Source organism: Streptomyces liliiviolaceus (assembly GCF_018070025.1).
GTDB lineage: Bacteria > Actinomycetota > Actinomycetes > Streptomycetales > Streptomycetaceae > Streptomyces > Streptomyces liliiviolaceus.
Map to the genome: position 1 here is coordinate 2,480,219 of NZ_JAGPYQ010000002.1, position 26,020 is coordinate 2,506,238.

The window sequence follows — 26,020 nt, forward strand, 5'->3', positions numbered from 1 at the left end:
CCGCACCGCGGATGGTTCGCCGCGGTGGTGTGGTCAGGGTGCGGTGAAGAGCAGGACGGCGTTTTGGCCGCCGAAGCCGCTGGAGTTGCTGAGGGCGAGGCGCACGTGCTGGTTTCGGGCGGCACCGGTCACGACGTCGAGGTCGATCGCGGCATCGAGGCGGTCCAGGTTCGCGGTGGGCGGCACGGTCTGCTCGGCGATGGTGCGCACGGTCAGCGCGGCCTCGATCGCCCCGGCCGCGCCCATGGTGTGGCCGAGGGTTCCCTTGGCGGAGGTGACGCTGGCCTGCCCGCACAGCCGGGCCAGCAGCCGGGCTTCCAGGAGGTCGCCCTTGGGGGTGCCGGTGGCGTGTGCGTTGACGTGGTCCACGTCGGCGGGGGTGGCGCCGGCTTCGGCGAGTGCTGTGGTGATGGCCTGTTCGAGGCCGTAGCTGTGGGGGTGGGGGTCGGTGATGTGGTGGGCGTCCGCGCTGGCCCCGAAGCCGGCCAGGCGGGCCAGTACCGGCGCCCCGCGGGCGCTGGCGTGCGTGGCCCGTTCCAGCACCAGGACCGCCGCGCCCTCGCCCAGGACGAATCCGTCCCGTGCGGCGTCGAAGGGGCGTGAGGCCGCGGCGGGGTTGGTGCAGCGGGAGGACAGCGCGTTCATCCGCGCGAAGGCACCGGACAGGATCCGGGTGACGGGAGCGTCGCTGCCGCCGGCGAGCACCAGGTCGCACGCACCGGAGCGCACCAGTTGCGCGGCCAGTCCGAGCGCGGTGGCCCCGGAGGCGCAGGCAGTGGAGACGGCGAAGGTCGGTCCGTGGATCTGCCAGTGCAGGGCCAGTTGGCCCGGGAGCATGTTGGGAGCGAACATCGGCACGGTGAGGGCGGACACCTTCTCACCGGAGGCCTGCCGGGTGATCTGTTCCTGGAGTGTGCTCACGCCGCCCACGCTGGTGCCGATCACCACCCCGACCCGTGCCGCGTCCCAGCCCTGCGGGTCGAGCCCGGCCGTCCGAAGCGCCTCCGCGCCGGCGATGAAACCCAGCTGGCTGTAGCGATCGGTGCACCTGCCGTCATGCAAGCCCTGAACACTCACCAGCAGGGCCGGGATGCCGGACCATTGGTTCTGACCTGCCGCACCCGCCACTACAACGTCCTCGCTCCCCAGGCGACGGTGCTGGACGCCGCCCACGTCACGGTCGACCCCGTCACCGTCGGCGACGCTCGCACCTACCTGACCGACCGCGCCGTGGACGCCGCCCGCTGGCAGCCCCTGCTCGACCACCTCGCCGCCCGTCCCGGCGGGCTGCTCGCGACCGTGCTGTCCACTCCGTGGCGGCTGTGCCTGACCGCCACCGTCTACCAACGGGACGGCGACCCCGCCGAACTCCTCACCCTCCCGGACGCCGACGCGCTCGACCAGCACCTCCTGGCCCGCTTCATCCCCGCTGTCACCCGCACCAGCCCCAACCCCCGCGGCTACACCCCCGGGGACGTCCACCGCTGGCTCCACCACCTCACCACCCACCTCGACCCCACCGGCACCCTCCACCCCACAGCCCCCGCACGAGCCGAAGCCACCGACCTCGTCCTGCACGAACTGTGGCCCCTCGCCGGACGCATCCGCATCCACAGCACCGACGCCCTCCTCACCAGCCTCACAGTTCTGACCACCCTCCCCCTCGTCTGGACCGCCCCCCAGTCACAGACATGGCCGTTCGCAGTTCTGATCGGCATGTGTGCCGCCGGGGCAGCAAAGGCAGCCCTCCCATCCGCCTCCCCCAACATCGTGAGAAACCCGCTCACACACCCCAACAGACGTCATCACCTTGTGGCCGGGCTCGGGACTGGGTGCGCTAGCGGGGTCATGGCCGGGCCCGGGCTCGGGCTCGGGCTTGGGCCCGCGGTCGGACTCGGGCTCGTAGGCCTACTCTCAGGCGTGCTCAGCTTCGGGCTCATGGCCGAGCAGCAGCCAAGAACAAGCTTCGCCCCCCGGAACGTCATCAGAAGCGATTACTCGGCCGGGCTCGCAACCTGGCTCGCGAGCGGGCTGACGGTCGGGCTCTCAGTCGGACTCGCGTACAAGCCCATGGTCGGGCTCGCAGCCGGACTGACGGGCGGCCTCGCGATCGGGCTTACGGCGGGTGGGGCTGCTTCGCGACGGTACGCCGTGTTCCTGCTCTGCTCACGCCGCCGTCTGCCGTTCCGGCTCGCCCTCTTCCTGGACTGGGCCGCCGACGCAGGACTCATGCGCTATAGCGGCCGCCTACCAATACCGACATCGCGAACTCCAGTACTGGCTCCGCAGACACCCCACACCAGCCCCCTGACAGGAAATCTTCCCGAGTGTACTGGGACCACACAGCTCCGCCCCGTCTTCCAACAGTTGATGCAAGCTTGTACGTGTCGAGTCCAGCCAGCGTGCCGCCGCGGCGCGGGCACAGTACGGAGGAGTGGCTGTGCAGGTCTCCACGAGCTCTGGTCCACTTGTGTGGCCGCGTACCCAGCGTGACTGTCTTTCGAAGAAGATCCAGGCGTCGAGCGCCACCGCGGTCCTTCCGCCTGCGGCCAGGTCTCCTTCCCCCAGCCGCAGATCGCCTCCTCGTCGCGTTCGCCCGTCTGGCCGGCACCTGGCAGGAGAAGCCGTGCCGGATCAGCAGTTTGCGCACCCCTTGCAGGGTGTAGCTCTTGTGGACGCGACGGCCGACCATCGCCTTGATCCTCGACAGTGTCCACCGCTCATCAGGCCAGCCGTGCGCGACCGGCCCCTTGGCCAACTCCGATTCCAGCTGGCCGAACTGGACCTTGCTCAACCGCGGCGGCGAGGCCGAACCCGCCGACCGAAGCGCCCGAGGACCGCCCCTGTCCCACAACCGACGCCACCGCTGCACCGACCGGACGCTGACCCGTAACTCCTTCGCGATCGCCGAACTCGGCTGCCCCACAGAGAACCGCTCGGCCGCCCTCAACCGAATCCCCTCGCGGAACTGCCGGCGCTCGTCCGACAGGCCGCCACCTTACGCATACCTCACAAGAGACGGCGTACCGCGCGGGGGTGGCTCGGCTGCAATGACGTCATGACGGAGACCTACCGCGTGGTCCCCGCCGACGCGGAGGTGGTTCGCAGTGGAGCCGCCACGGCATTCCCCCGGTCCTGCGGTCCCGCTGGCCCGGGGTCGACCCGCCGCCACTCATCAGCCAGTTACTCACCGTGTCTGTAGCGAGAACGGCAGCGCGGTCAATGCTGATCCTCGCCACGCCCGTGCCACTGGAGGTAGCACGTCAATCATCTGCAATGCCTTGACGCTTACCACCCGTGTTCCAAAATGACTCTTCGAATCGCCGATACTCATGATCCAAGGTCACCCTCCCTGTGTATTTGGCGTGCGTTGCAAGGAAGAGACGTGGTCCTGCCCAAGCGCCGGTCGACCACAATTGGATCAACCACGCTGGAGCCGTGCTGATGTCTTGGGACAGTTCAATCCACGAGACCGTGTCAGCGGCATGCTCGCCGTGTGCCATCGACGACCCACTCGTCCAGGCATATCCCTCGATGCCGATTCGATGCTCAAGGTTCTCGCTGAGCCAGTCAATCGAAAGGGAAGTAATCTCGAAGGCTCGAGGCTTCTTCTTCACCGACCAGCCTCGAGTTCTGGCATAACTCACGATGTCGTCGATGTCCTTCGCGGGATCACGGTTTGTGCCGTGCTTGTCCTCGACGTCGCCATCGTTCTCGGTGGACTGGTCGGCATCAGCGACACCGCTGTTGAGCATGTTCTTGAGACGGATGCCCGCCGAGAGTCGTGCGAGGCGACGCGTCAGGGCCCGTTGCAGACGCTCATCAGCGCTGATGGTCGGGTCGATCACCGCTGTGGCCCACAGACACGCCTCGAAGATGCCGCGCGCGACCGAGACCGCGCCCATCAGCGATGCCTCCGCACGAAGCAGGACGGCGAAACCCCGAAGCTGATCGGCGGCGCTGAGGATGTTGACCGCTGATTCGTACCTGAGAATCGTCGCGACCGGTTCAGCGCGGTCACCGAGCAGGACGTCGGGAGCGTTCGTGTCCACTCGCGCCGGGCTCTTTCGCTTCATTTTCCAAGGCTTGAGGCCCAACTGCGTGAATCCAGCTGCTATTTGGTCGACCGTCGCCGCCAGCGCATCGCGACGCTCATGCGCCTCCCGTGTGCTCCGGTTCAACTGGTCGAGGATTTCCATCGCCCACGTCTCGTCGCTCTTGCTGGTATCACCCACGCCTGTCACGCGCTACACCCTGCCAGAAGGCTCAGATCGGGGAAAAGTGTTTTCCGTCATGGGGAGTCGCGCAGGGATGCCGTGAAGGCGCCCACTACCTGACATCAGCAAGGTCCCCACCCACGATGTCGCCGAAGCAGGTCAACGATGACCGTCGCAACTGACTGCTCCCATAAGGGGCCCCGCGCCAGTACAGGCGCCCCAAGGCAGTTCCGGCTACTTGCGTCATTTCGGATCCCGGGCCCCACACACCAACGCAACAGGTCGGACCAAGATCCGGGCCAGGTGCGGGCCAACTCGGTTCAGCAACGGGCGCTTTCACCTGTAGCCGCAGGTCAGAGGCTATGGCGAGCCTGTACCACCAGCAGACGAAGAATCTGCTGGCAGGTCTCCGCCTTCCCCACTAATACCAGTCACTCACCGTGCCTGAAACCGTGCCGCAGGTCGACCGATTCCTCAGCGCATCCAGCGCGCCAGCACAGCCAACTCTGGGGAGAATGAACAGCGCTGGGGAGCTCCTCGGGAGAATGGGCTGCATAACGCCGGACGAATCTGAAAGACACTGCACCAAGCATCGGCACAGGTCAGAAGCTCAGATGGCGGTATAGACGCAGGTCAGCGCCCTCAGGTAGACAATTCCATGGCCATCTCTGCTGGCTGCGAGACGCTCTGGACTTCTTTCGGGCAAGCGTAGACGGCGCCCGCATATAGACGATGAAAGGGGCGCCGAGACCTGGACGGAGTCCTGTCGGCCAGGGCAGGAGGAGCAGCATGCGTCGCATGATCACCGAAACTACCGGCCACCCGTTGGTGCGGCAGCGAACGGGCGGCAGCCGAACGACCTCACTCTACTGCTTCTCTCCTCGAAGCCGTGCCGCCAGTGTGCAACAAGCGCGGTCGATGACCGACCCGGTGCCGCCCCGATGTAGCACTGGGTGACCGCGGCCACGGACACGACAAGCACCGCCACCTCGCTCGCACTCTCGGTGCGAAAACGCTGATTCCTCCGCCACCGCACCGAGCACGGCTCCGGTCCACGCACCCGACGCTGGTTCGTTCAACATGCTTCCGCCCATCTGGGCTGGTTCCGCTACTCAAGGTTCTGCTGGCAGATCCGCGACGACTCGGATCCAGTATCGCTTCTGGGCCGGAATGCCCCCTCCGCGTAAAACTCGCGGGGTGCGGAGAATCAAGAGTGCCAGCGGTTATGGCCGTCGGAGCCAGGGCCGCAGACCATGGGAGTTCCTGCCTTGGTGACGCCAGTCGCCCCTTGGGGAGAACAGAACGAGCCGGGGTGCACGGTGCCGACGCTGCCGCCGCCCGTGGAGCCACCGGAAGAGGACGAGGAGCCTCCACCAGTCGAACCGGAACCTCCAGTGTTACTGCCGCTGTCGTAGTCGGGATCGTTGGTCGGGATGTCGTACGTCGTGTCCTTCGCCTTCGGACAGCGCTGGACGAGGTCGGCGTCGGTCCATCGGCCCAGGTCGAGGCTGACGGTGGTGTCGGAAGTGACGTCGGACCCGTCCTCCGGGGACTGGAAGCACACCCGCCATTCATCACCGTCCTCCGCGGCCTGCTCGGCGCTTGGGGCGTCCAGGTCAAGGTAGACGTCATCGAGCTCGACGCTGTCGAGGTCGATGCCGACCCGCTCCAGGTCCTTCAGGGCCGTGTCGTATGTTGCGCCGACCACATCCGGCATCACGGGCCATGCGAGTGGACCGCCGTCCTTCTCTGGGCACGGTTCATCGCTCTTGACGGCTGCAAAATTGATGCTCTTCGTGGTCGTGTCGACTTCCTGGAAACACACGGTCCACAGAGAGCGCACCATGACCGTGCGCCCCTCTCCGGCGGCATCATGGTGGGTGGTGGTGAATCCGGCGGAATCTACCAACTCCACCGCTTCGTTGAGTGGCTTTTTGGTGTAGTCGGCAGCTTTGAGGACTTTCGGGGCGGGCGAAGCGGTCTTGACGCCCTCGCTTCCCTTGTCCTGCGTGCCGGCCTCCGAGACGATCCCGCCGTCGTCGAGCTGCCCGCCCAGACCTGCGCCGACCGTGAGCAGCACGAGGGCTCCGAACGTCGCACCGGCCTTTGCGAACCAACGCCATCGTGGCAGCACCCACACCGCCACTACGGCAGCGATCATCACGAGAAAGCCGAAACCGAAGCTCAAAGCGCCGATCAGCGCAACTAGGGCAAGGAGGGCGAGTACGGCCGGGATGCTCCTCCACCAGGGCTGAAGCACAGTCGGAGTGTTGTACGGGTTCATGTGGCGCTCTTGCTTCCTCCGGCACGGGCCGGAACTACTGAAACGGGTCCAAGGACGGTGCGGGATGGACCGGTGCACCTTGCTGTCAGCGAGATCCCACTTGCCAGGCCGCAGTGATGCGGCGCATGCAGACAGTGACCACCTTGATGTGGAAAAGGTTGCATGGATCCGTGAAGAAAAAGTGTGCGAGTCCGTCTTGTCCCTACAGACCCGGTGATCGCTTCGGACTTGGTCGTATCAGGAGGACAGGCTTGGTGAGATTGATCCTCAGAGGTGGACACCGGTTTACATACGGCGAGCGACAGCGTGAGGGGCGCGATCAGCCTCAGATCGAACTCGGTCGGCGTGAGATAGCCGAAGACGAAGTGGCGTCGACGCCGACAGTAGCAGGCAGGCCAGCAGAGTAGCCCGAGCCCAGTCTGCGCCTTCGAAGTCCAGCGTCCTCCGTGGAACAACTCTCGCTTGAGTCTCGGGAAGAAAGAACTCAGCCAGGGCCCCGGTGTAGCGATCCACCGCGTCCCATGCCGTGACGGCGACAGGTGAAGGCGAAGGTCCGGCTCATCTGTTGGACACACCTGTCCGTGTGGAAGATGACGCCCTTTGAAAACAAGCCACACACGCATTGAGCGATCTTTAAGCTCCGATGTTGAAGCGCAGGCCGTCCTGGCCCCTCATCGGCGAACGACAGCTTCTTCTCCGAAACCCCCGATTCCAGTCCGCTTGGGCCGGTACGGTCTCCATCCTGTCGTTGGTACGGAATGAGCAAGGAAGGACAGGTACATGCTTCCCGAGGTTTTTGTGGCTTTAGCCGCATCCGGAGGTACCGCGGTGGTGCAGGCCGCAGGGACCGAAGCGTGGGACCAGTTGAGTGCACGGGTGGCTCAGTGGCTCGGTCGGGGACACACCGTGGCGGAGAACGCTGAGCTGGAGCGGCTGAACGGCACTGCAGGGGAACTGCGTTCAGCGAACGGATCGGCGCAGATGAGAGCCGACCAGGAGTCCTTGTGGCGGGATCGTATCGCCAACGTGCTCGAAGGTCTGGAAAGTGACGAACAGCAGCGGGCGGCAGCGGAGTTGCAGCGTCTCCTCGCCCCCTACACGATCCCTCACGCCCGACCGCACGGTGCGGGGGTTGTCGCACAAGGGGACATCACCGTACGGGCCGACAACCAATCCATCGCAGCGTACAACCTGTCCGGAGGTGCGCACATCGGCCTCCCTACGAGGCCGGACCCCTCCCATGGTTGACGGGACCGGCACCCACTAGCCCCGCCTCCGCGCATGCTGAGATCGTCGGAGAACAGCCTTTGAGCGTGAGCGCGCAGGCTGGTGCCGGGGGTATCGCGATCGGCGCGTATCACGCTGTGCCTTACGGCGGCGTGCCGGCCTTTCCCCAGCAGTGGACAGAGCGTCCGCACCAGATCGGGGCCATTCCCCGGGAGGCGGACTGCTATCAACACCGCACCGCCGCCGCGGCGTTGAACCAAGCATCGACCACCGGTCAGCCCACCGGTACTCACGTGCTGACCGGAACGGCCGGGGTCGGCAAAACCCAGCTGGCTGCTCTGTACGTGCGCGATGCGTGGCGGTCCGGCCAACTGGACCTGCTGCTGTGGATCAACGCAAATACCCGGGCCGGCGTCGTCACCGTGTACGCCCAGGCCGCCTCGGAGCTGCTCGGCGCGGATTCCGGCAGCCCGGAACAGGCCGCCGTCACCTTCCTGGCCTGGCTTGAGCACAAGGCACAAGCACAGCCCTGCCGTTGGCTCATCGTGCTGGACGATGTCTGCGACCCGGGCGACTTGCGGCATCTATGGCCCCCGGACAGTCCCTACGGTCGCACGGTCATCACCACTCGACGCCGCGACGCGGCACTGGGCAGCGGCGGCCGGCGCATGGTGCCTGTCGGTCTGTTCGAACCGGAAGAGGCCGTCGCTTATCTGTCCAGCAGTCTGTCCGGTCATGGCAGCAACGAGTCCAAGGACACTCTCGCGGGCCTCGCGAGGGATCTCGGATATCTTCCCCTGGCGCTCTCCCAGGGTGTGGCCTTCATGCTGGATGCCGGCCTGGAGGCGGCTGCCTATCGCAAACTCCTCGCTGACGGGGCCCGCAACCTTGCTGAACTTCTGCCCGAACAGCGGACGCTGCCCGACGACCAGGAGGCCCCCATGGCTGCCGCCTGGGCCTTGTCGATCGACCACGCCAACGGTCTCCGCCCTGAAGGCCTGGCCCGTCCCATACTCCAACTGGCCGCCATGCTCGACGCGAACGGCATCCCCACCGAGGTTCTGACCAGCGGCCCAGCCCTCGATCACCTGTCAGCTTCGGCACGAGGCCGGCATCGGCGGGGACAGCAGCAGGGAGAGTGCACCGGCGAACAGGCTCTCGGAGCCCTGCGAGCGCTCCACCGTCTCAACCTGATCGACCACACGCCAGGCGGCATCCCTCAAGGAGTGCGTGTCCACCAGCTCATCCAGCGCACGGTCCGTGATGCGCTGGCCGGGGCCGACTATGAGCGACTGGTATGGAGGGCCGCTGACGCACTGACAGCCGTATGGCCTGACATCGAACGCGACACCGGCTTCGCCCAGACCCTGCGGGCCAACACCGCCGCGCTGATGCTGCACGGGCAAGAAACCCTGTACCGGCCACACGTTCACCCCGTCCTGCACTGCATCGGGCGAAGCCTCGGCAAGACAGGCCAAGTCAGCGCCGCCCGGGACTACTTCGAGGAACTGACTCACACACTGCAACAGCATTGCGGCCCAGACCATCTCGATACGCTGCTCGCACGGGGCAGGCATGCCCGCTGGCGAGGTGAAGCAGGGGATGCCAGCGGTGCCGCAGACGAAACGGCCGACCTGCTCCGGGACACCCTGCGAGTCCTCGGCCAGGACCACTCCTACACCCTCACCACACTCAGCAACCTCGCCCGGTGGCGAGGCGAGGCAGGCGATCCCGAAGGAGCCGCCACGGCGACGGCCGAGCTGCTCCGGGACCGCACGCGGATTTTAGGGACCGAACACGAGCTCACCCTCTCTACCCGCAGCAACCTCCAGTACTGGCGCGGCCGCACAGGCAACCCAGCGGACGCTGCCGCAGCAACCGGCGAGCTACTGGAAGACATGCTGCGCATACTGGGCCCCGACCACCCTTACACGCTCACAGCACGCAGTCACCTCGCCCACGTACGCGGTCGTGCGGGCGAGCCCAAGGCCGCTGCAGCGGCAACTGCGGAACTCCTTGAGGATCAAGAACGCATCCTGGGCCCCGACCACCCGGACACCCTCACCACTCGCCACGAACTTGCTCGTTGGCACGGAGAAGCCGGTGACGCCCTAGGCGCGGCCAGCTTGCTGACCACACTGCTGAAGGACCGCTCCCGCGTCCTGGGCCCCGACCACCCGCGAACCCTCGCCACCCGCAGCAACCTCGCCTGCTGGCGCAGCGAAGCCGGAGATCGCGAGAGCGCGGTCTCCCTCACGGAGAAACTCCTGCACGACATGCTACGGATCCTGGGCCCCCATCATCCCTATACACGCATCGCCCAGGCCAACCTGACCCGGTGGCGCGAACAGCCGGAGGGCGACGGAACGTCCATCCCCTACTGACTCGTGTCACAGCCATTGCCGACGGCTGACACCACGCTGCGTTCTGGTGCTCTTCGCTGGCCAGTGGTGGGGTGCCGTCAGGATCGTGTCTGCTCCCCGGAAAAGCCATCCACGGTGCGGGGCAAGGGACAGAGTCCCCCTCCTTACGGGTGGTCGTTGAGCTCGGCAGTCCAACATGGGGGCTGTGAGGTAGGAGCCGAGGGACTGAGCGTGCCGCTTCAGGCGAAGTAGCTCGTACCGCCACAGCCAAAGGGATAGCGCTCATGTCTGGTCTTTCCCTGGCGACGGCCTGAGAACGTGCGGATCTTTAACTCGCAGCTTTTGGCTCGGGGGTTCGTTGGTCTGTCATGAGCAGGTTGTATGGGCAACGGGCGCACTGGTATCCAAGTTCGAGGCGATTCTGCCGCACCTTGACGAGCGTCAGCGTCGCTTGTTGATAGGGGCGGAGGCTCAGTCACTCGGCCACGGAGAGATCAGAGCCGTCGCCCGTCCCGCTGGTGTCCGTGGCCACTACGTCTGTCGACGTACGGGAACTCGACTCCGGCCAGGCTCCTTTAACTCCGCACCGTCTCAGAGCAAATCGTCCGCTGGGCCCGCCCCCAGGAACTGCCCGCCCACCTCCAGCCAGAACCGCGGCACCGGATCGAACACGCAGCTCAGACACCACCCACCCATCAGGAGTGACCAGTAGCAAAAAAGGCGCCACGTCCACAGCCGGCTACAGAGAGCGGCCTGTCGTGACGGCCCCTCCCCTGACCTGCCGAAACGACCTTCACGCGCACAGACATCGGCCCGCGCGTGTCTGCCAGAGGTGCAGCCACACCGCGATCGTCGCGTGGTCAGGCGTAGAGGGCTGGTGGGGCCGGCGGGCCCAGGTGTGCAGTGCGGGCGGATAACGCAGGCTTCTTCCTCCTGGCCTGCGTCCAGCGGCGCGTCACACGTAGGTCTGGCGAGTCATGTCCGCTGGCTTGCCCCACCACAGCTCCGCACAACCACCCGTTAGGGGCAATTGTTCTGCGTTCGTAGGGCGAATATTCTCAATCTGCCGTGTGGTGATGACCTGTTGTGGCTGCGACCTTCCGCTGGCAAGGGGGAGCGATGAACTCACTGGTGTTCGACAGCAATGACCTGAGCCTGACGGAGGACTTCCTCAGCCGGGCCTACTCACGCCTGCGCATAGGCCACAGCGGTACCAGCGGCATCAGGACCCGTATACGCCGCGAGGCCATGCCGTCGGTCACCGTGGACGAACTCGACTTCAACTACGAGATGAGCTACGAGGTCGAGCCGCTCGGCAAAATCACCTTATGCACGGTGCACGAAGGCACCATCGCGGACAACACCTTCCACGGTGTCAAGGATACCTACGGCCCCGGTGACATCGCGGTGCTCGCGCCGCCGGAACAGCCGTACTCGGGCCGCGTCTGCAGCACCCGCTACAACGCCATGATGATGGACACCTACCTGCTGAACCAGGTAGCCGACGCCGAACCGTCCGGCGCCCCGGTCAGGCTGACCGCCCACCGGCCCCATTCTCCCGCTGCCGCACGCCAGTTGAAGTGCCTCATCACCCATCTGCGCGACCAGGTGCTCTGCGACCCGCTCCTGCGCGAGGAGCCACTGATCGTCTCGGCCAGCGCGCAGATGCTGGCCGCGAGTGTCCTGGCGGCCTTCCCTCACTCGGCCCGCACCGACGCGAACGCGCAGGACCGCAACGACGCACACACCCTCACCCTGCGCCGAGCCCTCGCCTACATCGACGACCACGCCCAAGAGCCCATCACCATCGCCGATATCGCCGCCGCGGCCCATGTGACCGTTCGTGCTCTGCAGTACGCCTTCCGCCGCCACCTCGACAGCACGCCCACCGCCCACCTGCGCTGGGTTCGCCTGGCGCACGCTCACCGGGACCTGCGTGCGGCCGACCCCGGCACCGGCATCACGGTGACCAGCATCGCGGCCCGGTGGGGATTCCACCAGCCCAGCCGTTTCGCCGCCGCCTACCGTGCCGCGTACGGGGTGTTGCCCTCTCATTCCCTGCACACATGACAGGTGAGGGGTTGAATCAGCAGATCAACTGAACTGAGCGGACACGCGGTCCCCCGAGACGCCCATTGGTCCGGCGAGCGGAGCGCGACGACAGGCGGGGCTCACATAGCCTACAGGAGCGCAGCTGGTGACCGTGCCGGTCGGGAGTTGCTCGCGCTCAGTGTGTCCAGCTTTCGACTCTGAGCCTCCGTAGGCCCATGTTCGAGACTCCTGGCCGTGGCTGAGAGTCGGGCTCGGCGCTCCGTACCGCCTCAACGAGAAAACTTGTGCCAACGCCAACACGGATCCAGAGGCGCGTCCTCATGCCGTCGACGGGGGAGAAACCTGAACTCGACCGGCAGCGGGGTCCAGGCTGCCAGCCGAGCCGGGCGCCCTCAACTGGCAACAGGATCTGCATCGCCAGTCAAGGGATCGCCGTGGATGCCGTCGGCATGAGGTCCATGCTTCCTCTGAAGCAGACGGTCGCGCTGCACGACAAGCGAAACATCGGCCGGGCGATGCCCCGTGGACGAAACACCGGCCGGCTTGCCAGGGAGGATCACCGTTATGCGCTTGGTGAGGTTGTCAATCGAGGCGACGTGGATCATGGCCTCGGAGCTGGCAGGCAGGGTCTCGTAGTCTCGGGCGAGGCGCCGGTGCAGCATGATCCAACTAATACTTCGCTCGACAACCCAGCGCCTTTTGACAACACGGAAGCCGCGAACTCCAGGACTTCTGTTGACGACTTCGGCGTCGATTCCGAGGCGGGCGCCGTGCTCGATGACGGCGTTCTTGAAGCCGGTGTCGACCCAGCTATTGGATATGGTCGGGTAGGTCTTCTTGGCTTGGTCGAGGAGTTGGATTCCGACGGCGTTCTCGGACAGGCTCGCGGCGCTCACAGTCACGGCGAGGATGATCCGATCGCGTCGGTGAGGATGCCCCGTTTCCTGCCGACGATCTTCTTCGCGGCATCGGCTCCCTGGCTGGCCAGCGGCACGTTGGTGGAGGTCTTCACGCTCTGGGTGTCGATCACGGAAGCGGTCGGTTCGGGCTTACGTCCTTCCTTCACGCGGGCCAGGCCGGTCAGGTTGTAGTTGAGCTGAGCGAGGATTCCCTCGTCGCGCCAGGCTGCGTAGTAGGCGTAGACGGTGCCGTGGTTGGGGAAGTCGTGCGGGAGGTATTTCCAGGGGATTCCGGTGCTGTTGATGTAGAGGAGTGCGTTGAATACGTCGCGCAGGTCGACCTTGGCCGACTGCCCGGTGGGCCTGCGGTCGAGCCGAGCCTTTCTCCAGGCCGTCAACGTCGGCTCGATTAAGGCCCACCGGGCGTCGGACAGGTCGCTGGGGTAAGGCTTCCGCTGGCTCACGCCGTAGCGTGATCATGGATGCAGCGGACGGCGCTGTTCCGCTGCTGCTGAGCGTTTCTGCCTGATCTTCAAACCAGACGGACTTCGTGCACGAGAACCGGAGCAAACAGGCGGCCGCGTTCGCAGCTCGGCGGACGCGGGGGCGCACATATGGGGTAAAACGCCTCAAGCCTGGTGGCCATGAAAGTTACTTACCTACATAGACCATCTATAAATACCCACTAAGAGGGCATCTGATCTGGGTAGTTGGTGTTCTGGGATGGTTTTGTGACTGGTGCTCGTGGCGGTCGTTGGATGAGGCGTGAGTGCTCGTCGTCCGTACCGCAGTGACGTGTCCGACGCCCGCTGGGCCTTGATCGAACCGGTCTTCAATGCCTGACAGGCGAGACGGACCGGACCGGGAACGGCGGCCCGGGTACACGATCTGCGAGAGATCGTGAACGCGATCCTTTATGTCAACCGCACCGGCATCAGCCAGATGCACAGGTCGACGGTCCCCGCCCGCGCGTCTCGCTCACGACTGCCGTCCCACTCGGCATGCGCGTCCGCGGACGGCAGGAGCACCCCCGCACGTCCGCGCACGTGACCTTCGCTACCGCAAGGTCGATACTGCCGATGACGGCACTACCAGCAATCCTCATCCGGCCACACAGAAGTACTGACGGGTCGTCAGTAAAGTCAGCATTAGGTCAGCATCAGTACCGCCACAACCCGCTTTCAGCCGCCACGGACCGCCAAGATCCACAATCCTCGCCACACCCTTTGACCAGCAAAAACGCAGGCCGGAAGCCCGCCTGCTAAGCTCCCCAGGAGGTACAGATGAAAATGCTCATCAACGTCGCGGAGACCGTCGTGGCGGACGCGCTGCGGGGTATGGCCGCCGCGCATCCCGAGCTGACCGTGGACGTCGAGAACCGGGTGATCGTGCGGCGGGACGCGCCGGTGGCCGGGAAGGTGGGGCTCGTCTCGGGCGGCGGGTCGGGGCACGAGCCGCTGCACGGCGGATTCGTGGGTCCCGGGATGCTGTCCGCCGCCTGTCCCGGCGAGGTGTTCACCAGCCCGGTTCCGGACCAGATGGTACGGGCCGCCGCGGCCGTGGACAGCGGCGCCGGAGTGCTGTTCATCGTGAAGAACTACACCGGTGACGTCCTCAACTTCGACATGGCCGCGGAGCTGGCCGAGGACGAGGGCATCCAGATCGCCAAGGTGCTCGTCGACGACGACGTGGCGGTCACCGACAGCCTCTACACGGCCGGCCGCCGCGGCACCGGCGCGACGCTGTTCGTGGAGAAGATCGCGGGCGCCGCCGCCGAGGAGGGCCGACCGCTGGAGCGGGTCGAGGCGCTGGCCCGTCAGGTCAACGAGAACTCGCGCAGTTTCGGTGTCGCGCTCAGCGCCTGCTCCACACCCGCCAAGGGCAGCCCCACCTTCGACCTGCCTCCGGGGGAACTGGAGCTGGGCGTCGGGATCCACGGCGAGCCCGGCCGGGAGCGGCGCGCGATGATGACCTCGCGGGAGATCGCCGACTTCTCGGTGAACGCCGTCCTGGAGGACATGAACCCGCGCAACCCCGTCCTGGTCCTGGTGAACGGCATGGGCGCCACTCCCCTGCTGGAGCTGTACGGCTTCAACGCGGAGGTGCAGCGGATCCTGGTCGACCGCGGTGTCCCGGTGGCCCGCACCCTCGTCGGGAACTACGTCACCTCGCTCGACATGGCCGGCGCCTCGGTGACCCTGTGCCAGGTCGACGAGGACCTGCTGCGGCTGTGGGACGCGCCGGTGCGTACCGCGGGTCTGCGCTGGGGCATGTGAGGGGCCGCTCCCCTCCACGCCCTTCCCCGCGTGACCCCGCAACACCCTTACCACGCAAGGAGATCCAGTGCTCGACGCCGACTTCTTCCGCCGTTGGATGACGGCGACCGCCGCGTCCGTGGAACACGAGGCGGAACGGCTCACCGCCCTCGACTCGCCGATCGGCGACGCCGATCACGGCAGCAATCTGCAGCGCGGCTTCCGCGCCGTGGCGACCGCGCTGGAGAAGGAGGAGCCCGGCACCCCGGGTGCTGTCCTGATGCTCGCCGGACGCACGCTGATCTCGACGGTGGGCGGCGCCTCGGGCCCGTTGTACGGGACGCTGCTCCGGCGCACCGGCAAGGCGCTCGGTGACGCCGCCGAGGTCGACGAGGCGGAGTTCGCGCAGGCGCTGCGCACCGGCGTGGACGCCGTGGTGCAGCTCGGTGGCGCGGCGCCCGGCGACAAGACGATGATCGACGCGCTCCTGCCCGCGGTCGACGCGCTGGGGCGGTCCTTCGCCGCGGCCCGCTCCGCCGCCGAGGAGGGCGCCCTGGCGACCACGCCGTTGCAGGCGCGCAAGGGCAGGGCGAGCTATCTGGGCGAACGCAGCATCGGGCACCAGGATCCGGGTGCCACCTCCTCGGCGATCCTGATCGCGGCGCTCGCGGAGACGGCCGGTGAGTGACCTCGTGGACGGTGGGACGGTCGAAGACGAGGGCGGCGCGAAGCTCGTGGGCGTCGTGCTCGTGTCGCACAGTGCCGCGGTGGCCTCCGCGGTCGCCGAACTGGCGACGGGGCTCGCGGGCGGCGGCACGCTCGCCCCGGTCGCGGCGGCGGGCGGTGACGGGGACGGCGGCCTGGGCACCAGTTCCGAGCTGATCTCCGTCGCGGCGGCCGCCGTGGACCGCGGTGCCGGTGTGGCCGTACTGACCGATCTCGGCAGTGCGGTGCTCACGGTGAAGGCCCTGCTGGCCGAGGGCGACGAACTGCCGCCGGACACCCGGCTGGTGGACGCGCCGTTCGTCGAGGGCGCGGTGGCGGCGGTCGTCACGGCGTCCGCCGGGGCGGACCTGGCTGCGGTGGAGGCCGCGGCGGCCGAGGCGTACACGTACCGGAAGGTCTGACACCGGCGCGTACAGGGGGTGGTTCAGCTGCGGCCGACGAGTTCGCGGGCCAGCCGCTCCCCCTGGGCCGCTGCCGCCCGGGGGCTCTCGATGGGAGAGGCGCCGGAGCCCTTGAACAGGATGTAGGTGACTCCGGACGCCGCTCCGCCGCCCTTCGGGTCGGGGCGGATCCCGAGGTTTCGGGCCAGGGCGTACGAGGCCTCGCCGATGATGTCCTCGGGGCCGATGTCGCCGACGACCGCGTACCGGACACGGTCGCCGTGGATGACCGCGGCGACCGTCCCGCGCCGGACGTCGTGCTCCCGGTGGTTCCAGCGGTGGCTCGGTCCGGGCACGACCACGTACGGCAGTCGCTCGGCGCTCAGCTGGCGTCCGTCGGACTGCTGGAAGGCGGTGGTGTCGCAGAAGAGCGGGTCGGTGCGTTCGTTGCAGTGCCGGCCCGGCCTGCCGTCGCAGTCGATGTCCAGGTCGGCCTTCCAGAAGACGGCCTCCTTCCTGCCGCAGACCTCGATGTCCGCGGGCTCGCCGTCGTCGCTGCTGAAGCGGTCGTCCGAGACGGGGGCGCAGTCGCGTACGGCGGCCAGGAGTTCCGTGGCCCGGACGTTCCCCGGACGCGGTGCCTTCCGCGCGTCCGCGGCGCCGCCCGCTCGCGGGACGGTCCCCGCGCCGGGGCCGCCGTGCCCGGCCCCGGGCGGTGGGGCGGCGCCGGGGAGCACGGTGGGGGCGATCAGGGCGGCACCGGCCGCGGCCAGCATCAGTGACCGGACACGCACGATAAGAGACCCTCTCCTGAGCGGGCGCTGACGAACACTCAGCCCAATCTGGTGGGGGTCCGTCCGTGCGGCCACTGCTGGGGGGCCGTACGGTGCACGTCCGGCGGCGCGCCGGAACGTACAGGGGGATGTGTCGGGTGACGTGTCGTCGGGGGCCGGGTGGCCGGATTCGTCGATGCCTCCGGCCACCCGGCCGCCCTCGCCGGCGCGGGATCAGCGACGACAGCGTTCCGCACCGTCGGCATGAACTTCCCTGCGACATGGGTCAGTTCAGCCGTTCAGAGGATCAGCATACGTAACGAACGGCCGAAATCGCGAACGGCGGCCCTCTTGTTGTGGCCCCGCATCGGACGCCATATTGGTCCGGACCAATCTCGTTGCGGAAACGTCGAGGGAGGGCAGGGCTGTGCGAGGCGTACTCCTGCGAGCCGCCGTGGTCTGGGGCGCGCTGCTCACGACGGTGTCCTGCGGTCTGACCGGGGAGGACCCGGGCGGGGACGACCGGCCTCCCGGCGCTCCTGCCGGGGTCACCGCGGCGGCGGGCAGCGCGACCAGCGTCCATGTCATGTGGAACCGGGCCTCGGGAAAACCGGCGGTGACCCGCTATGAGGTGTATCGCGGCACCACAAAGGTGAAGGAAGTGCCAGGTTCCGAGTACATGGTGGACATCACCAGGCTCAAGCCGTCGACCATGTACGCCTTCTCCGTACGGGCCCGGGACGCCGACGGCAGGCTGGGGCCGCCGAGCGAGCGGGTCCGGGCCACCACGCCCGCCGCGACCGCGGCCGACGAGCGGGCCCCGAGCCGCCCGGAGCGGCCCGGCGGGAAGGCGGTCGGGAGCCGGGCCGCGCAACTGTCCTGGACCCGGTCCACGGACGACCTGGGCGTGGCCTCGTACGACGTCTATCAGGGCGGCACGAAGATCCACAGTGTGGGCGGTGCCCAGACGGCGACCGTGGTCACCGGGCTGCGGCCGGGGACGCGCTACTCCTTCACGGTCCGGGCGCGTGACGCGGCGGACAACGTCTCGCCCGCCAGCGAGGCCGTCCGGATCACCACCGGGGCCGCCCCCGACGGCGCGAAGGGCGCGGGCACCGGGACGGGCATGGCGCCCTCCGCGTTCCGTGCCACCACGCACCGCAAGGACGGGGCGTACTACCTCGACCTGTCCTGGGTCGAGCCGGAGGTGGACGGAGTGATCACGGAGTACCAGATCCAGCTCGACCGGAAGCCGGTCACCTCGCTGGTCTGGGGCGCGACACCTCCGCCCGGCCGGGCGACCTACAGCTTCTACGTGGGCCGGGAGGCCGGGCTCACCCAGCGGGTACGGATCCGGGCGAAGCTGCCGGACGGCACGTGGGGCGCCTTCTCGGCGGAGCGGAAGGTGACGACCGGGCAGCCGTGAGCCGGGATTCCTGCGTCCGGGGAACCGTTCACCTGTACGGTCCTGGCCCGCATGCGGAAACGGCGGCCGTCGCATTGGCTCGGTCCGAAGGCAGCACGGGCGTTCCCGACCCTCGGCGGCTCATGGGATGTACCGCCACCGTGCTGGCCGGAGGGCAGTCCTATGCGTATCACTCAGACACTCGTCCGCTCCGGGCAGGCCGTGGCGGTCGCCGCGCTGCCGCTGGCCCTCACCGCGGGTGTGCCCGGCGTGGCCGCCGCGGCCGCCTCGGGGATCGATGTGACCACCAGTGGCGGGACGGTGCAGGTGACCACCGCCGCGTGCGTCACCAGGTCCAACGGATCGATGGGGAACGCCTCGCTGCTCTCCAGCGGCCAGGCGAACTTCGCGCAGGGACGCCAGGTGACCCTGTCCGGGACCAGCGGCAGTCAGTCCGCGGCCTGGTCGAGCGTCACCTCCGGTACGTACACCGTCGTCGTGGTGTGCGCCGACGGGTCGACGGCGGGCACGCAGTCCGTGACCGTGTCGCCGGCCTCGACACCCACGATCTCCGCGACGAGGACGCCGACGGCCACCGCGTCACCGTCGCGCGGGGTGATGGGCGGCATGGGCAGCACCAGTCAGGACTACGGCACCGTCACCTACGCGGTCGGCGGGGTCCTGGTGGCCGCCGGGGTCGGGGCCACCGCCTGGGTCCTGCGCCGGCGCTCCAAGCCGAACCGTCTCTGACCGGGGCGCCTGTGACCGGGGCGGCTGTGACCCGCCACCTGTGACCGAGCGCCGGTCAGAGTGTCGTGGAGCCCTCGGCCGGAATGCGTTCGAACTCCTCCAGCGCGTGCGTGAGCCAACCCGTCCAGAAGGTCTCCAGGTCGATCCCGGCACGCAGGACGAGATGCTGGAGCCGGTCCGCGGGAGCGTCCTTGCCGGGTGGGAAGTCGCGCTCCTGGATCTCCTCGTACTCCGCCAACTGCCGCCGGTGCAGGTCGAGATGGCGGCGCAGATCCTCCCCGATGCCCGCGGTGCCGACCACCGCCGCCGCGCGCAGCCGCAGCAGCAGTGTGTCGCGCAGGGGCTTGGGGTCCTGGGAGGCCGCGGTCCAGCGGGCCAGTTCGGCGCGGCCCGCCGGCAGGACCTCGTACCGCTTCTTCTGGCCGCGGGCCGGCTGCTGGGAGGCGAGGGCCCTGATGGAGCCCTCGGCCTCCAGTCTTCCCAGCTCGCGATAGATCTGCTGATGCGTCGCCGACCAGAAGTAGCCGATCGACTTGTCGAAGCGGCGGGTCAGCTCCAGCCCCGACGACGGCTTCTCAAGCAGGGCGGTGAGGATCGCGTGCGGGAGTGACATGGGGTCATCCTAAGGACGGGTCCGCGCGGAATCCGGCGGCCTACAGCGCCGCCGCCAGCTCAGTGCCCTGCTTGATGGCCCGCTTGGCGTCCAGTTCGGCCGCCACGTCGGCGCCGCCGATGAGGTGCACGCTGCGGCCCGCGGCGCGCAGTGCCTCGTACAGGTCGCGGCGCGGTTCCTGGCCCGTGCAGAGCACGATGGTGTCGACCGGCAGGACGGAGCTCTCGCCGTCGACGGTGACATGCAGTCCGGCGTCGTCGATGCGGTCGTACCGGACACCGGGGACCATGGTGACTCCGCGGTGCTTCAGCTCGGCGCGATGGATCCAGCCGGTCGTCTTACCGAGCCCGGCGCCGACCTTCGACGCCTTGCGCTGCAGGAGGTGGACGCTGCGCGGCGGGGCCGGCCGCTCGGGGGCGGCGAGGCCTCCGGGTGCCTGGTAGTCCATGTCGACACCCCAGTGCCGGAAGTACGTCGCCGGGTCCTCGCTCGCCTTGTCGCCGCTGTCGGTCAGGTACTCGGCGACGTCGAAGCCGATGCCGCCCGCGCCGAGGATCGCGACCCGGTCGCCGACGGGGGCGCCGTCGCGCAGCACGTCGAGGTATCCGACGACGCTGGGGTGGTCCACGCCGGGGATCTCGGGGGTACGCGGGCCGACGCCCGTGGCGACGACGACCTCCTCGTACGCGGCGAGGTCGCCGGCGGTCACCGGGGTGTTCAACCGGACGTCCACGCCGTGCAGTTGGAGCTGGGTGCGGAAGTAGCGGATCGTCTCGTCGAACTCCTGCTTGCCGGGGACCTTGCGGGCCACGTTGAGCTGGCCGCCGATTTCGCCCGCGGCGTCGTAGAGGGTGACGTCGTGACCGCGTTCGGCGGCACTGACGGCGCAGGCGAGTCCGGCCGGGCCCGCGCCCACGACGGCGATCCGCTTACGGGTACGGGTCGGGGCCAGGACCAGTTCCGTCTCGTGGCAGGCCCTCGGGTTCACCAGGCAGGAGGTGATCTTTCCGCCGAAGGTGTGGTCGAGGCAGGCCTGGTTGCAGCCGATGCAGGTGTTGATGGCCTCGGGGCGGCCGGCCTTCGCCTTGCTGACGAAGTCGGGGTCGGCGAGCATCGGGCGGGCCATCGACACCATGTCCGCGTGGCCGTCCGCGAGCAACTGCTCCGCCAGTTCCGGGGTGTTGATGCGGTTCGTCGTCACGAGCGGGATCGACACGGCACCCATGACCTTCTTGGTCACCCAGGTGTACGCGCCTCGCGGCACCGAGGTCGCGATGGTGGGGATGCGTGCCTCGTGCCAGCCGATGCCGGTGTTGATGATGGTCGCGCCGGCGGCCTCCACGGCCTTGGCGAGGGTGATCACCTCGTCGAGGGAGGAGCCGCCCGGGACCAGGTCCAGCATCGACAGACGGTAGATGACGATGAAGTCGTCGCCGACGGCTTCGCGTACGCGGCGGACGATTTCGAGGGGGAAGCGCGTGCGGTTCTCGTAGCTGCCGCCCCAGCGGTCGTCGCGCTTGTTGGTCCCGGCGGCGATGAACTCGTTGATCAGGTAGCCCTCGGAGCCCATGATCTCCACGCCGTCGTAGCCGGCGCGCCTGGCGAGGCGGGCGGCGCGGGCGTAGTCGTCGATGGTCCGCTCGACCTCGGCGTCCGTCAGGGCGCGGGGGGTGTAGGGGCTGATGGGGGCCTGGAGTGCGCTGGGGGCGACCAGGTCGGGGTGGTAGGCGTAGCGGCCGAAGTGGAGGATCTGCATCGCGATCCTGCCGCCTTCGCGGTGTACCGCGGCGGTGATCTCGGCGTGCTGTTCCGCTTCCGCCTCGGTGGTGAGTTTGGCGCCGCCCTCGTAGGGGCGGCCCGCCTCGTTGGGGGCGATGCCGCCGGTGACGATGAGGCCTACGCCGCCGCGGGCTCTGGCCGCGTAGAACTCGGCCATGCGGGTGAAGCCGTGTTCCGCCTCTTCCAGGCCTATGTGCATGGAGCCCATGAGTACGCGGTTCGGCAGGGTGGTGAAGCCGAGGTTCAGCGGGTTGAGCAGGTGCGGGTAGTGGGTCATTGGCCCCTCCGTGCGCGGCGTCGTCTCCATGGTTGTAGACGACGCCCGGGGGTTTATGCAACTAGTTGCAAAAGGGTGGGGCCCTGAATGTGACGAGAACCTCGCGTGGGGGCTGGGGGGGCGTTTGTGGGTGCGGGTCCGCTGGGGCTGGTAGCGCAGTTCCCCGCGCCCGTTTAGGGGGTGGGGGCTGGGGATGATCCGACGTGCGGGAGCGTTGTGGTTGCTCGCGCCGTTCCCCGCGCCCCTTTAGGGGGTGGGGGGCGCGGGAGCGATGCGGCCTGCGGGAGCGTCTTGGTTGGCCGCGCCGTTCCCCGCGCCCCCTCACGGGGTGGGGGTCCGGGAGCGATCCGACCTGCGGGAACGTCGTGGTTAGGCAGGGGGTGGGGGGCTCAGGAGCGATCCGGTCTGCGGGAGCGTCTTGGCTGGGCGCGCCGTTCCTCGCGCCCCTTCGTGGCGCGGGTCGCGCCTTCTAGGGGCGCGGGGAACTGCGCGGCCGACCACGACGGACCCGCACACACAAAACCGCGGCAACCCCCCAGGTTCCAGGGGCGCGGGGAACTGCGCGACCAGCCACGACGGACCCGCACACACCAAACCTCGGCAACCCCCCAGGTTCCAGGGGCGCGGGGAACTGCGCGGTCGGCCACAGCGGGCCCGCACGCGCAAAGCCTCAAGCCCCGCCCCCTCCGAGCCCGCGTCGGCCGATGATGACGTTGGCGGGCAGGTCCTCCGAGGTCTCGATCCGCGGTATCAGGCCCGCCTCGGCGAAGAGCTCGACAGCAGGGCCCGCCTGCCGTTCGCTCGTCTCGACAAGCAGGCTTCCCCCGGGCGCCAGCCACTCCGGCGCCTCCGCGAGCACCCGGCGCAGGACGTCGAGCCCGTCCCCTCCCCCGTCGAGCGCGACCAGCGGTTCATGGTCGCGGGCTTCCGGCGGCAGGAGCCCCACCTCACCGCTGGGCACGTACGGCACGTTCGCGGCCAAGATCCCGATCCGCCCGCGCAGACCGCGTGGCAAGGGTCCGAAGAGGTCGCCCTCGTAGACCCGGCCGCGTCCGCCGACGTTGCGGCGCGCGCAGCGCACAGCCACAGGGTCGATGTCGGCGGCATGCAGCTCGGCAGCGGGGAGCGACGCCACGAGCGCCGCGCCCACCGCCCCCGAGCCGCAGCACAGGTCCACGACGACCGGCGCCTCGGAGGCAAGGGCGAGGGCGAGCCCGACGGCCTGCCCGACCAGGAACTCGGTGCGGCGGCGCGGCACGAAGACGCCGGGTTCCACAGCGATCCGCAGACCGCTGAACTCGGCCCAGCCCAGGACGTGTTCGAGCGGCCGGCCCGCCGCACGACCGTCCACCAAGGCGGTGAGTTCGGCCGGAGTACGGGCCGCGGTGAGGAGGAGTCGTGCCTCGTCCTCCGCGAAGACACAGCCCGCGGAGCGGAGCGCGGTGACGACATGGGCGTAAGAAGGTGGCATGGAAGCCGAGGAGCCTTTCGGGAAACCGAAGGGCGCTCTCCGAGGCCGGCAGGGCCTAGGTCACCTGATGCCGGGGAGGACACGAGGCGGGAGCACCCGAACTGACACAGCGGTAATGGGTCCCACCTCCTTGGTCCGGACGGCTGGAGCAGTTCTCAGCCGGACGGCAACATTACACGCAGGCCTTCTGATTGCCTCATGCAATTGATGGTTGTAGCGTGCAACCATCCGAGAAGGGGCAGACCCGTGACCGCAGCCGACGTGACCGCAGCCGACATCGCCATCGAGACCATCCACCACGAGATGACGGCCTTCGCCCGTCGCGCCCGGGCCTCGGCCGGCCGTCTGCACCCGGAGCTGTCCCTGGTCTCGTACACGCTGCTCGGGCATCTGGAGGAGCGCGGCGGCTGCCGTGCCACCGATCTCGCCGCGCACTACGCGCTCGACAAGTCCACGGTCAGCCGTCAGGTGTCGGCCCTCGAAGGCGCCGGGCTGATCGAGCGGCGCTCCGATCCGCAGGACCAGCGCGTCCAGGTGCTGCACCTCACGGCGGCCGGGACGGAGATCCTCGCCCAGGTGACCGCGAGCCGCCGGGTGGCCTTCCGCGAGCGGCTGTCGGGCTGGCCCGAGGAGGATCTGCGACGGTTCGCGGGCTACCTGCAGCGGTACAACGCGGCCGGAGGCGGCCCGGAGCCGGGCCCGGGCACGGCCCCTGAGCCACGTCCGGCCCCGAGCCGGGCGTGATCGCGCGTCCGGGCCACCTGCCCGCGAGCGGCTGACCAGCGGCGCCCGGGCACACAACCCCGGGCCCCGCCCCCCACTTCCCGCCCCTCAGCCGACCGCCACCACTCGCCCGTCCTCCACCCTGCCCGGCCGCTCCGGCACCCGCGCCGCCAGGAACCTCGTCCTGCGCCGCAGCCGGAAGCCCAGCGACTCGTAGAGGCGCAGGGCATTGGTGTTGTCCGCTGCCGCGTGCAGGAACGGTGTCTCGCCCCGGGCCCGTATGCCGTGCGCGACCGCCAGCGTCAGCCGGGTCGCCAGGCCCTGACCGCGGACGGCGGCGTCGGTGCAGACCGCGCTGATCTCCGTCCAGCCGGGCGGATGCAGCCGCTCCCCCGCCATGGCGACCAGGACCCCGCCCCGGCGTATGCCGAGGTAGGTGCCGAGTTCGACCGTGCGCGGCAGGAACGGGCCCGGTCTGGTCCGCTCCACGAGGGCCAGCATCTCCGGTACGTCGGCGGGGCCCAGCCGTACGGCCTCCGGGTCCGGCGCGGCGGCCAGACCGTCGTCGACGAACTGCACGCCCTCCCCGCGGAACGTGATCTCCCACCCCTGCGGGATCTCCCCGCGGAAGCCGGGCAGCGCGATCTCCTTGCCCGGCCCGGCGAGCGCCGCGACATCGGCCCAGTCGTCGGCGCCGGGGTCGTCGGGCAGCGCCAGCCAGGGCGACACGTCGGCCTGGTAGCGCAGCACCCGGCCGCGGCGTTCGGCGAAGTGGGCGTGCGGGCCGGTCAGCGACGCCCGTGCGGGGTTGTCCAGGACGTGGGGCGTGACGCTCATTCCGCGACCTCGATCACGACCTTGCCGCGGGCGTGGCCCTCTTCGACGGTACGCAGCGCTTCGGCGGCCTCTTCGAGGGGGAACGTCCGCGTGACCAGCGGGTCGAGCCTGCCGTCGACGACGAGCCGGACCACCTCGTCGAGGACCGCGGCGGTACGGGCCCGTACGACGGGCGAGCCGCCGAGGCCCTCCACGATGTCCTTGCCGCCCGCGGTGATCAGCCTGGCGCGGTCCTTCACCAGTTCGGCCGCGGCCTCCAGGACCTCGCCGCCCACCAGGTCGTACACCGCGTCCACGCCGTCGGGGGCCAGGGCCCGGACGCCGTCGGCGAAGTCGGGGCCGGACGGCACGTGCGCGGCGCCGAGCGACTCGACCAGGTCCTTCTTGCCCTCGCTCGCCACACCGATGACGTTCAGTCCGTCGGCGCGGGCGATCTGGGCGACCGCGACGCCCACCCCGCCGCCCGCGCCCGTGACCAGCAGGGTCGCGCCCGTCGGCAGGGCCAGCTGGCGTACGCCGTCGTAGGCGGTGGCCGCCGCGACGGGCAGGGCGGCCGCGTCGGTGAAGGAGACAGCGGCGGGCTTGTGCGCGGTCACGGCCACCGGGAACAGTGCGTACTGGGCGTAGCCGCCGGCCACGGGGTTGCCGAAGACCTCGTCGCCGACCGCGAAGCCCGTGACTCCCTCGCCGATCTCCTCGACGACACCGGCGGCCTCGTTGCCGAGGACGGCGGGCAGCTCACGCCGCTGCTGGCCTGGCCGCTGGTAGCCGGTGCGCTGCTTCCAGTCGACGGGGTTGACGCCCGCCGCCCGGACGGCGACCAGCAGCTGGCCGGGCCCGGGGCTCGGCCGGTCCTGTTCGACGAGGGCCTCGGTCTCCGGACCGCCGTACTGGGTGAAGACGTACGCCTTGGGCATTTGCTCCGTCACTCTCCTTCACACCGATGAGGGCACCGGCCGGCCATGGGGTGGCGACTGGCCGGCCACTAT

19 protein-coding genes and 4 pseudogenes are annotated in these 26,020 nt (G+C 68.8%); 12 read left to right on the plus strand and 11 right to left on the minus strand.

Annotated features, from left to right (window positions below; genetic code table 11):
* Positions 1–33: 33 nt before the first annotated feature.
* Entirely contained in the window at positions 34–1,062 is a 1,029-nt protein-coding gene (locus J8N05_RS46160) for a beta-ketoacyl-[acyl-carrier-protein] synthase family protein (protein WP_247707033.1), read from the minus strand.
* On the opposite strand from J8N05_RS46160, the gene J8N05_RS47810 reads away from it, so the two are divergent.
* Complete coding sequence (locus J8N05_RS47810) at positions 1,057–2,493, plus strand: hypothetical protein (RefSeq protein WP_247707035.1); 1,437 nt, start codon at positions 1,057–1,059, stop codon at positions 2,491–2,493. The two genes, J8N05_RS46160 and J8N05_RS47810, sit on opposite strands and share 6 nt — an antisense overlap.
* Positions 2,494–2,602: 109 nt before the next feature.
* On the opposite strand, the pseudogene J8N05_RS48280 reads toward J8N05_RS47810, so the two are convergent.
* The 3 genes and pseudogenes from J8N05_RS48280 to J8N05_RS46175 form a co-directional block, all read right to left on the minus strand.
* Positions 2,603–2,989 (minus strand): annotated as a pseudogene (locus J8N05_RS48280) (winged helix-turn-helix domain-containing protein); the annotation flags it as partial.
* A 274-nt stretch (positions 2,990–3,263) separates the two neighbouring features.
* Positions 3,264–4,244: a hypothetical protein gene (locus J8N05_RS46170; protein WP_210893995.1), complete on the minus strand. Its 981-nt coding sequence runs from the start codon at positions 4,242–4,244 to the stop codon at positions 3,264–3,266.
* A gap of 1,180 nt (positions 4,245–5,424) precedes the next feature.
* Positions 5,425–6,501, minus strand: a complete 1,077-nt coding sequence (locus J8N05_RS46175) for a PASTA domain-containing protein (RefSeq protein ID WP_210893997.1) — start codon at positions 6,499–6,501, stop codon at positions 5,425–5,427.
* Between the two features lie 780 nt (positions 6,502–7,281).
* Between J8N05_RS46175 and J8N05_RS46180 the strand changes: the two genes are divergently transcribed.
* The 4 genes and pseudogenes from J8N05_RS46180 (at position 7,282) to J8N05_RS46195 (ending at position 12,161) form a co-directional block, all read left to right on the plus strand.
* Complete coding sequence (locus J8N05_RS46180) at positions 7,282–7,749, plus strand: hypothetical protein (protein WP_210893999.1); 468 nt, start codon at positions 7,282–7,284, stop codon at positions 7,747–7,749.
* 65 nt (positions 7,750–7,814) lie between these two features.
* Complete coding sequence (locus J8N05_RS46185; protein WP_210894001.1) at positions 7,815–10,112, plus strand: tetratricopeptide repeat protein; 2,298 nt, start codon at positions 7,815–7,817, stop codon at positions 10,110–10,112.
* A 337-nt stretch (positions 10,113–10,449) separates the two neighbouring features.
* Positions 10,450–10,669: pseudogene (locus tag J8N05_RS46190) on the plus strand (hypothetical protein); the annotation flags it as partial.
* A 541-nt stretch (positions 10,670–11,210) separates the two neighbouring features.
* Positions 11,211–12,161 carry an AraC family transcriptional regulator gene (locus J8N05_RS46195; RefSeq protein ID WP_210894003.1) on the plus strand — a complete coding sequence of 317 codons (951 nt, stop codon included), beginning with the start codon at positions 11,211–11,213 and terminating at the stop codon, positions 12,159–12,161.
* 542 nt (positions 12,162–12,703) lie between these two features.
* On the opposite strand, the pseudogene J8N05_RS46200 reads toward J8N05_RS46195, so the two are convergent.
* A pseudogene (locus tag J8N05_RS46200) lies at positions 12,704–13,506 on the minus strand (IS5 family transposase); the annotation flags it as partial.
* A gap of 301 nt (positions 13,507–13,807) precedes the next feature.
* Between J8N05_RS46200 and J8N05_RS47820 the strand changes: the two are divergent.
* The 4 genes and pseudogenes from J8N05_RS47820 to J8N05_RS46215 form a co-directional block, all read left to right on the plus strand.
* Positions 13,808–13,978, plus strand: a pseudogene (locus tag J8N05_RS47820) (transposase); the annotation flags it as partial.
* 347 nt (positions 13,979–14,325) lie between these two features.
* Entirely contained in the window at positions 14,326–15,318 is a 993-nt protein-coding gene (gene dhaK / locus J8N05_RS46205; protein WP_210894005.1) for a dihydroxyacetone kinase subunit DhaK, read from the plus strand.
* 67 nt (positions 15,319–15,385) lie between these two features.
* Positions 15,386–15,985, plus strand: a complete 600-nt coding sequence (dhaL, locus tag J8N05_RS46210) for a dihydroxyacetone kinase subunit DhaL (RefSeq protein ID WP_210894007.1) — start codon at positions 15,386–15,388, stop codon at positions 15,983–15,985.
* Positions 15,978–16,424, plus strand: a complete 447-nt coding sequence (locus tag J8N05_RS46215; protein WP_247706984.1) for a PTS sugar transporter subunit IIA domain-containing protein — start codon at positions 15,978–15,980, stop codon at positions 16,422–16,424. The genes dhaL and J8N05_RS46215 overlap by 8 nt, the downstream gene beginning before the upstream one ends.
* Positions 16,425–16,447: 23 nt before the next feature.
* Here the strand turns inward: J8N05_RS46215 and J8N05_RS46220 are convergent, their stop codons facing one another.
* On the minus strand, positions 16,448–17,197 hold the full coding sequence (locus tag J8N05_RS46220; protein WP_210894009.1) for a glycoside hydrolase family 75 protein: 750 nt from the start codon (positions 17,195–17,197) through the stop codon (positions 16,448–16,450).
* A 406-nt stretch (positions 17,198–17,603) separates the two neighbouring features.
* On the opposite strand from J8N05_RS46220, the gene J8N05_RS46225 reads away from it, so the two are divergent.
* On the plus strand, positions 17,604–18,602 hold the full coding sequence (locus tag J8N05_RS46225) for a fibronectin type III domain-containing protein (RefSeq protein ID WP_210894011.1): 999 nt from the start codon (positions 17,604–17,606) through the stop codon (positions 18,600–18,602).
* Between the two features lie 162 nt (positions 18,603–18,764).
* On the plus strand, positions 18,765–19,331 hold the full coding sequence (locus J8N05_RS46230) for a hypothetical protein (RefSeq protein ID WP_210894012.1): 567 nt from the start codon (positions 18,765–18,767) through the stop codon (positions 19,329–19,331).
* Between the two features lie 55 nt (positions 19,332–19,386).
* Here the strand turns inward: J8N05_RS46230 and J8N05_RS46235 are convergent, their stop codons facing one another.
* The 3 genes from J8N05_RS46235 to J8N05_RS46245 form a co-directional block, all read right to left on the minus strand.
* Positions 19,387–19,944 (minus strand): PadR family transcriptional regulator, encoded by a 558-nt coding sequence (locus tag J8N05_RS46235; RefSeq protein ID WP_210894015.1) that lies wholly within the window; start codon positions 19,942–19,944, stop codon positions 19,387–19,389.
* Positions 19,945–19,984: 40 nt separating this feature from the next.
* A complete protein-coding gene (locus J8N05_RS46240; protein ID WP_210894016.1) occupies positions 19,985–22,000 on the minus strand; it encodes an NADPH-dependent 2,4-dienoyl-CoA reductase in 2,016 nt (671 codons plus the stop codon).
* 670 nt (positions 22,001–22,670) lie between these two features.
* Positions 22,671–23,471, minus strand: a complete 801-nt coding sequence (locus J8N05_RS46245) for a putative protein N(5)-glutamine methyltransferase (RefSeq protein ID WP_210894018.1) — start codon at positions 23,469–23,471, stop codon at positions 22,671–22,673.
* A gap of 261 nt (positions 23,472–23,732) precedes the next feature.
* Between J8N05_RS46245 and J8N05_RS46250 the strand changes: the two genes are divergently transcribed.
* Positions 23,733–24,215, plus strand: a complete 483-nt coding sequence (locus J8N05_RS46250) for a MarR family winged helix-turn-helix transcriptional regulator (RefSeq protein ID WP_210894427.1) — start codon at positions 23,733–23,735, stop codon at positions 24,213–24,215.
* Between the two features lie 87 nt (positions 24,216–24,302).
* Here J8N05_RS46250 and J8N05_RS46255 read toward each other — a convergent pair whose 3' ends face one another.
* Entirely contained in the window at positions 24,303–25,031 is a 729-nt protein-coding gene (locus J8N05_RS46255; RefSeq protein ID WP_210894019.1) for a GNAT family N-acetyltransferase, read from the minus strand.
* A complete protein-coding gene (locus tag J8N05_RS46260) occupies positions 25,028–25,948 on the minus strand; it encodes a quinone oxidoreductase family protein (protein ID WP_210894430.1) in 921 nt (306 codons plus the stop codon). The genes J8N05_RS46255 and J8N05_RS46260 overlap by 4 nt, the downstream gene beginning before the upstream one ends.
* Positions 25,949–26,020 lie beyond the last annotated feature (72 nt).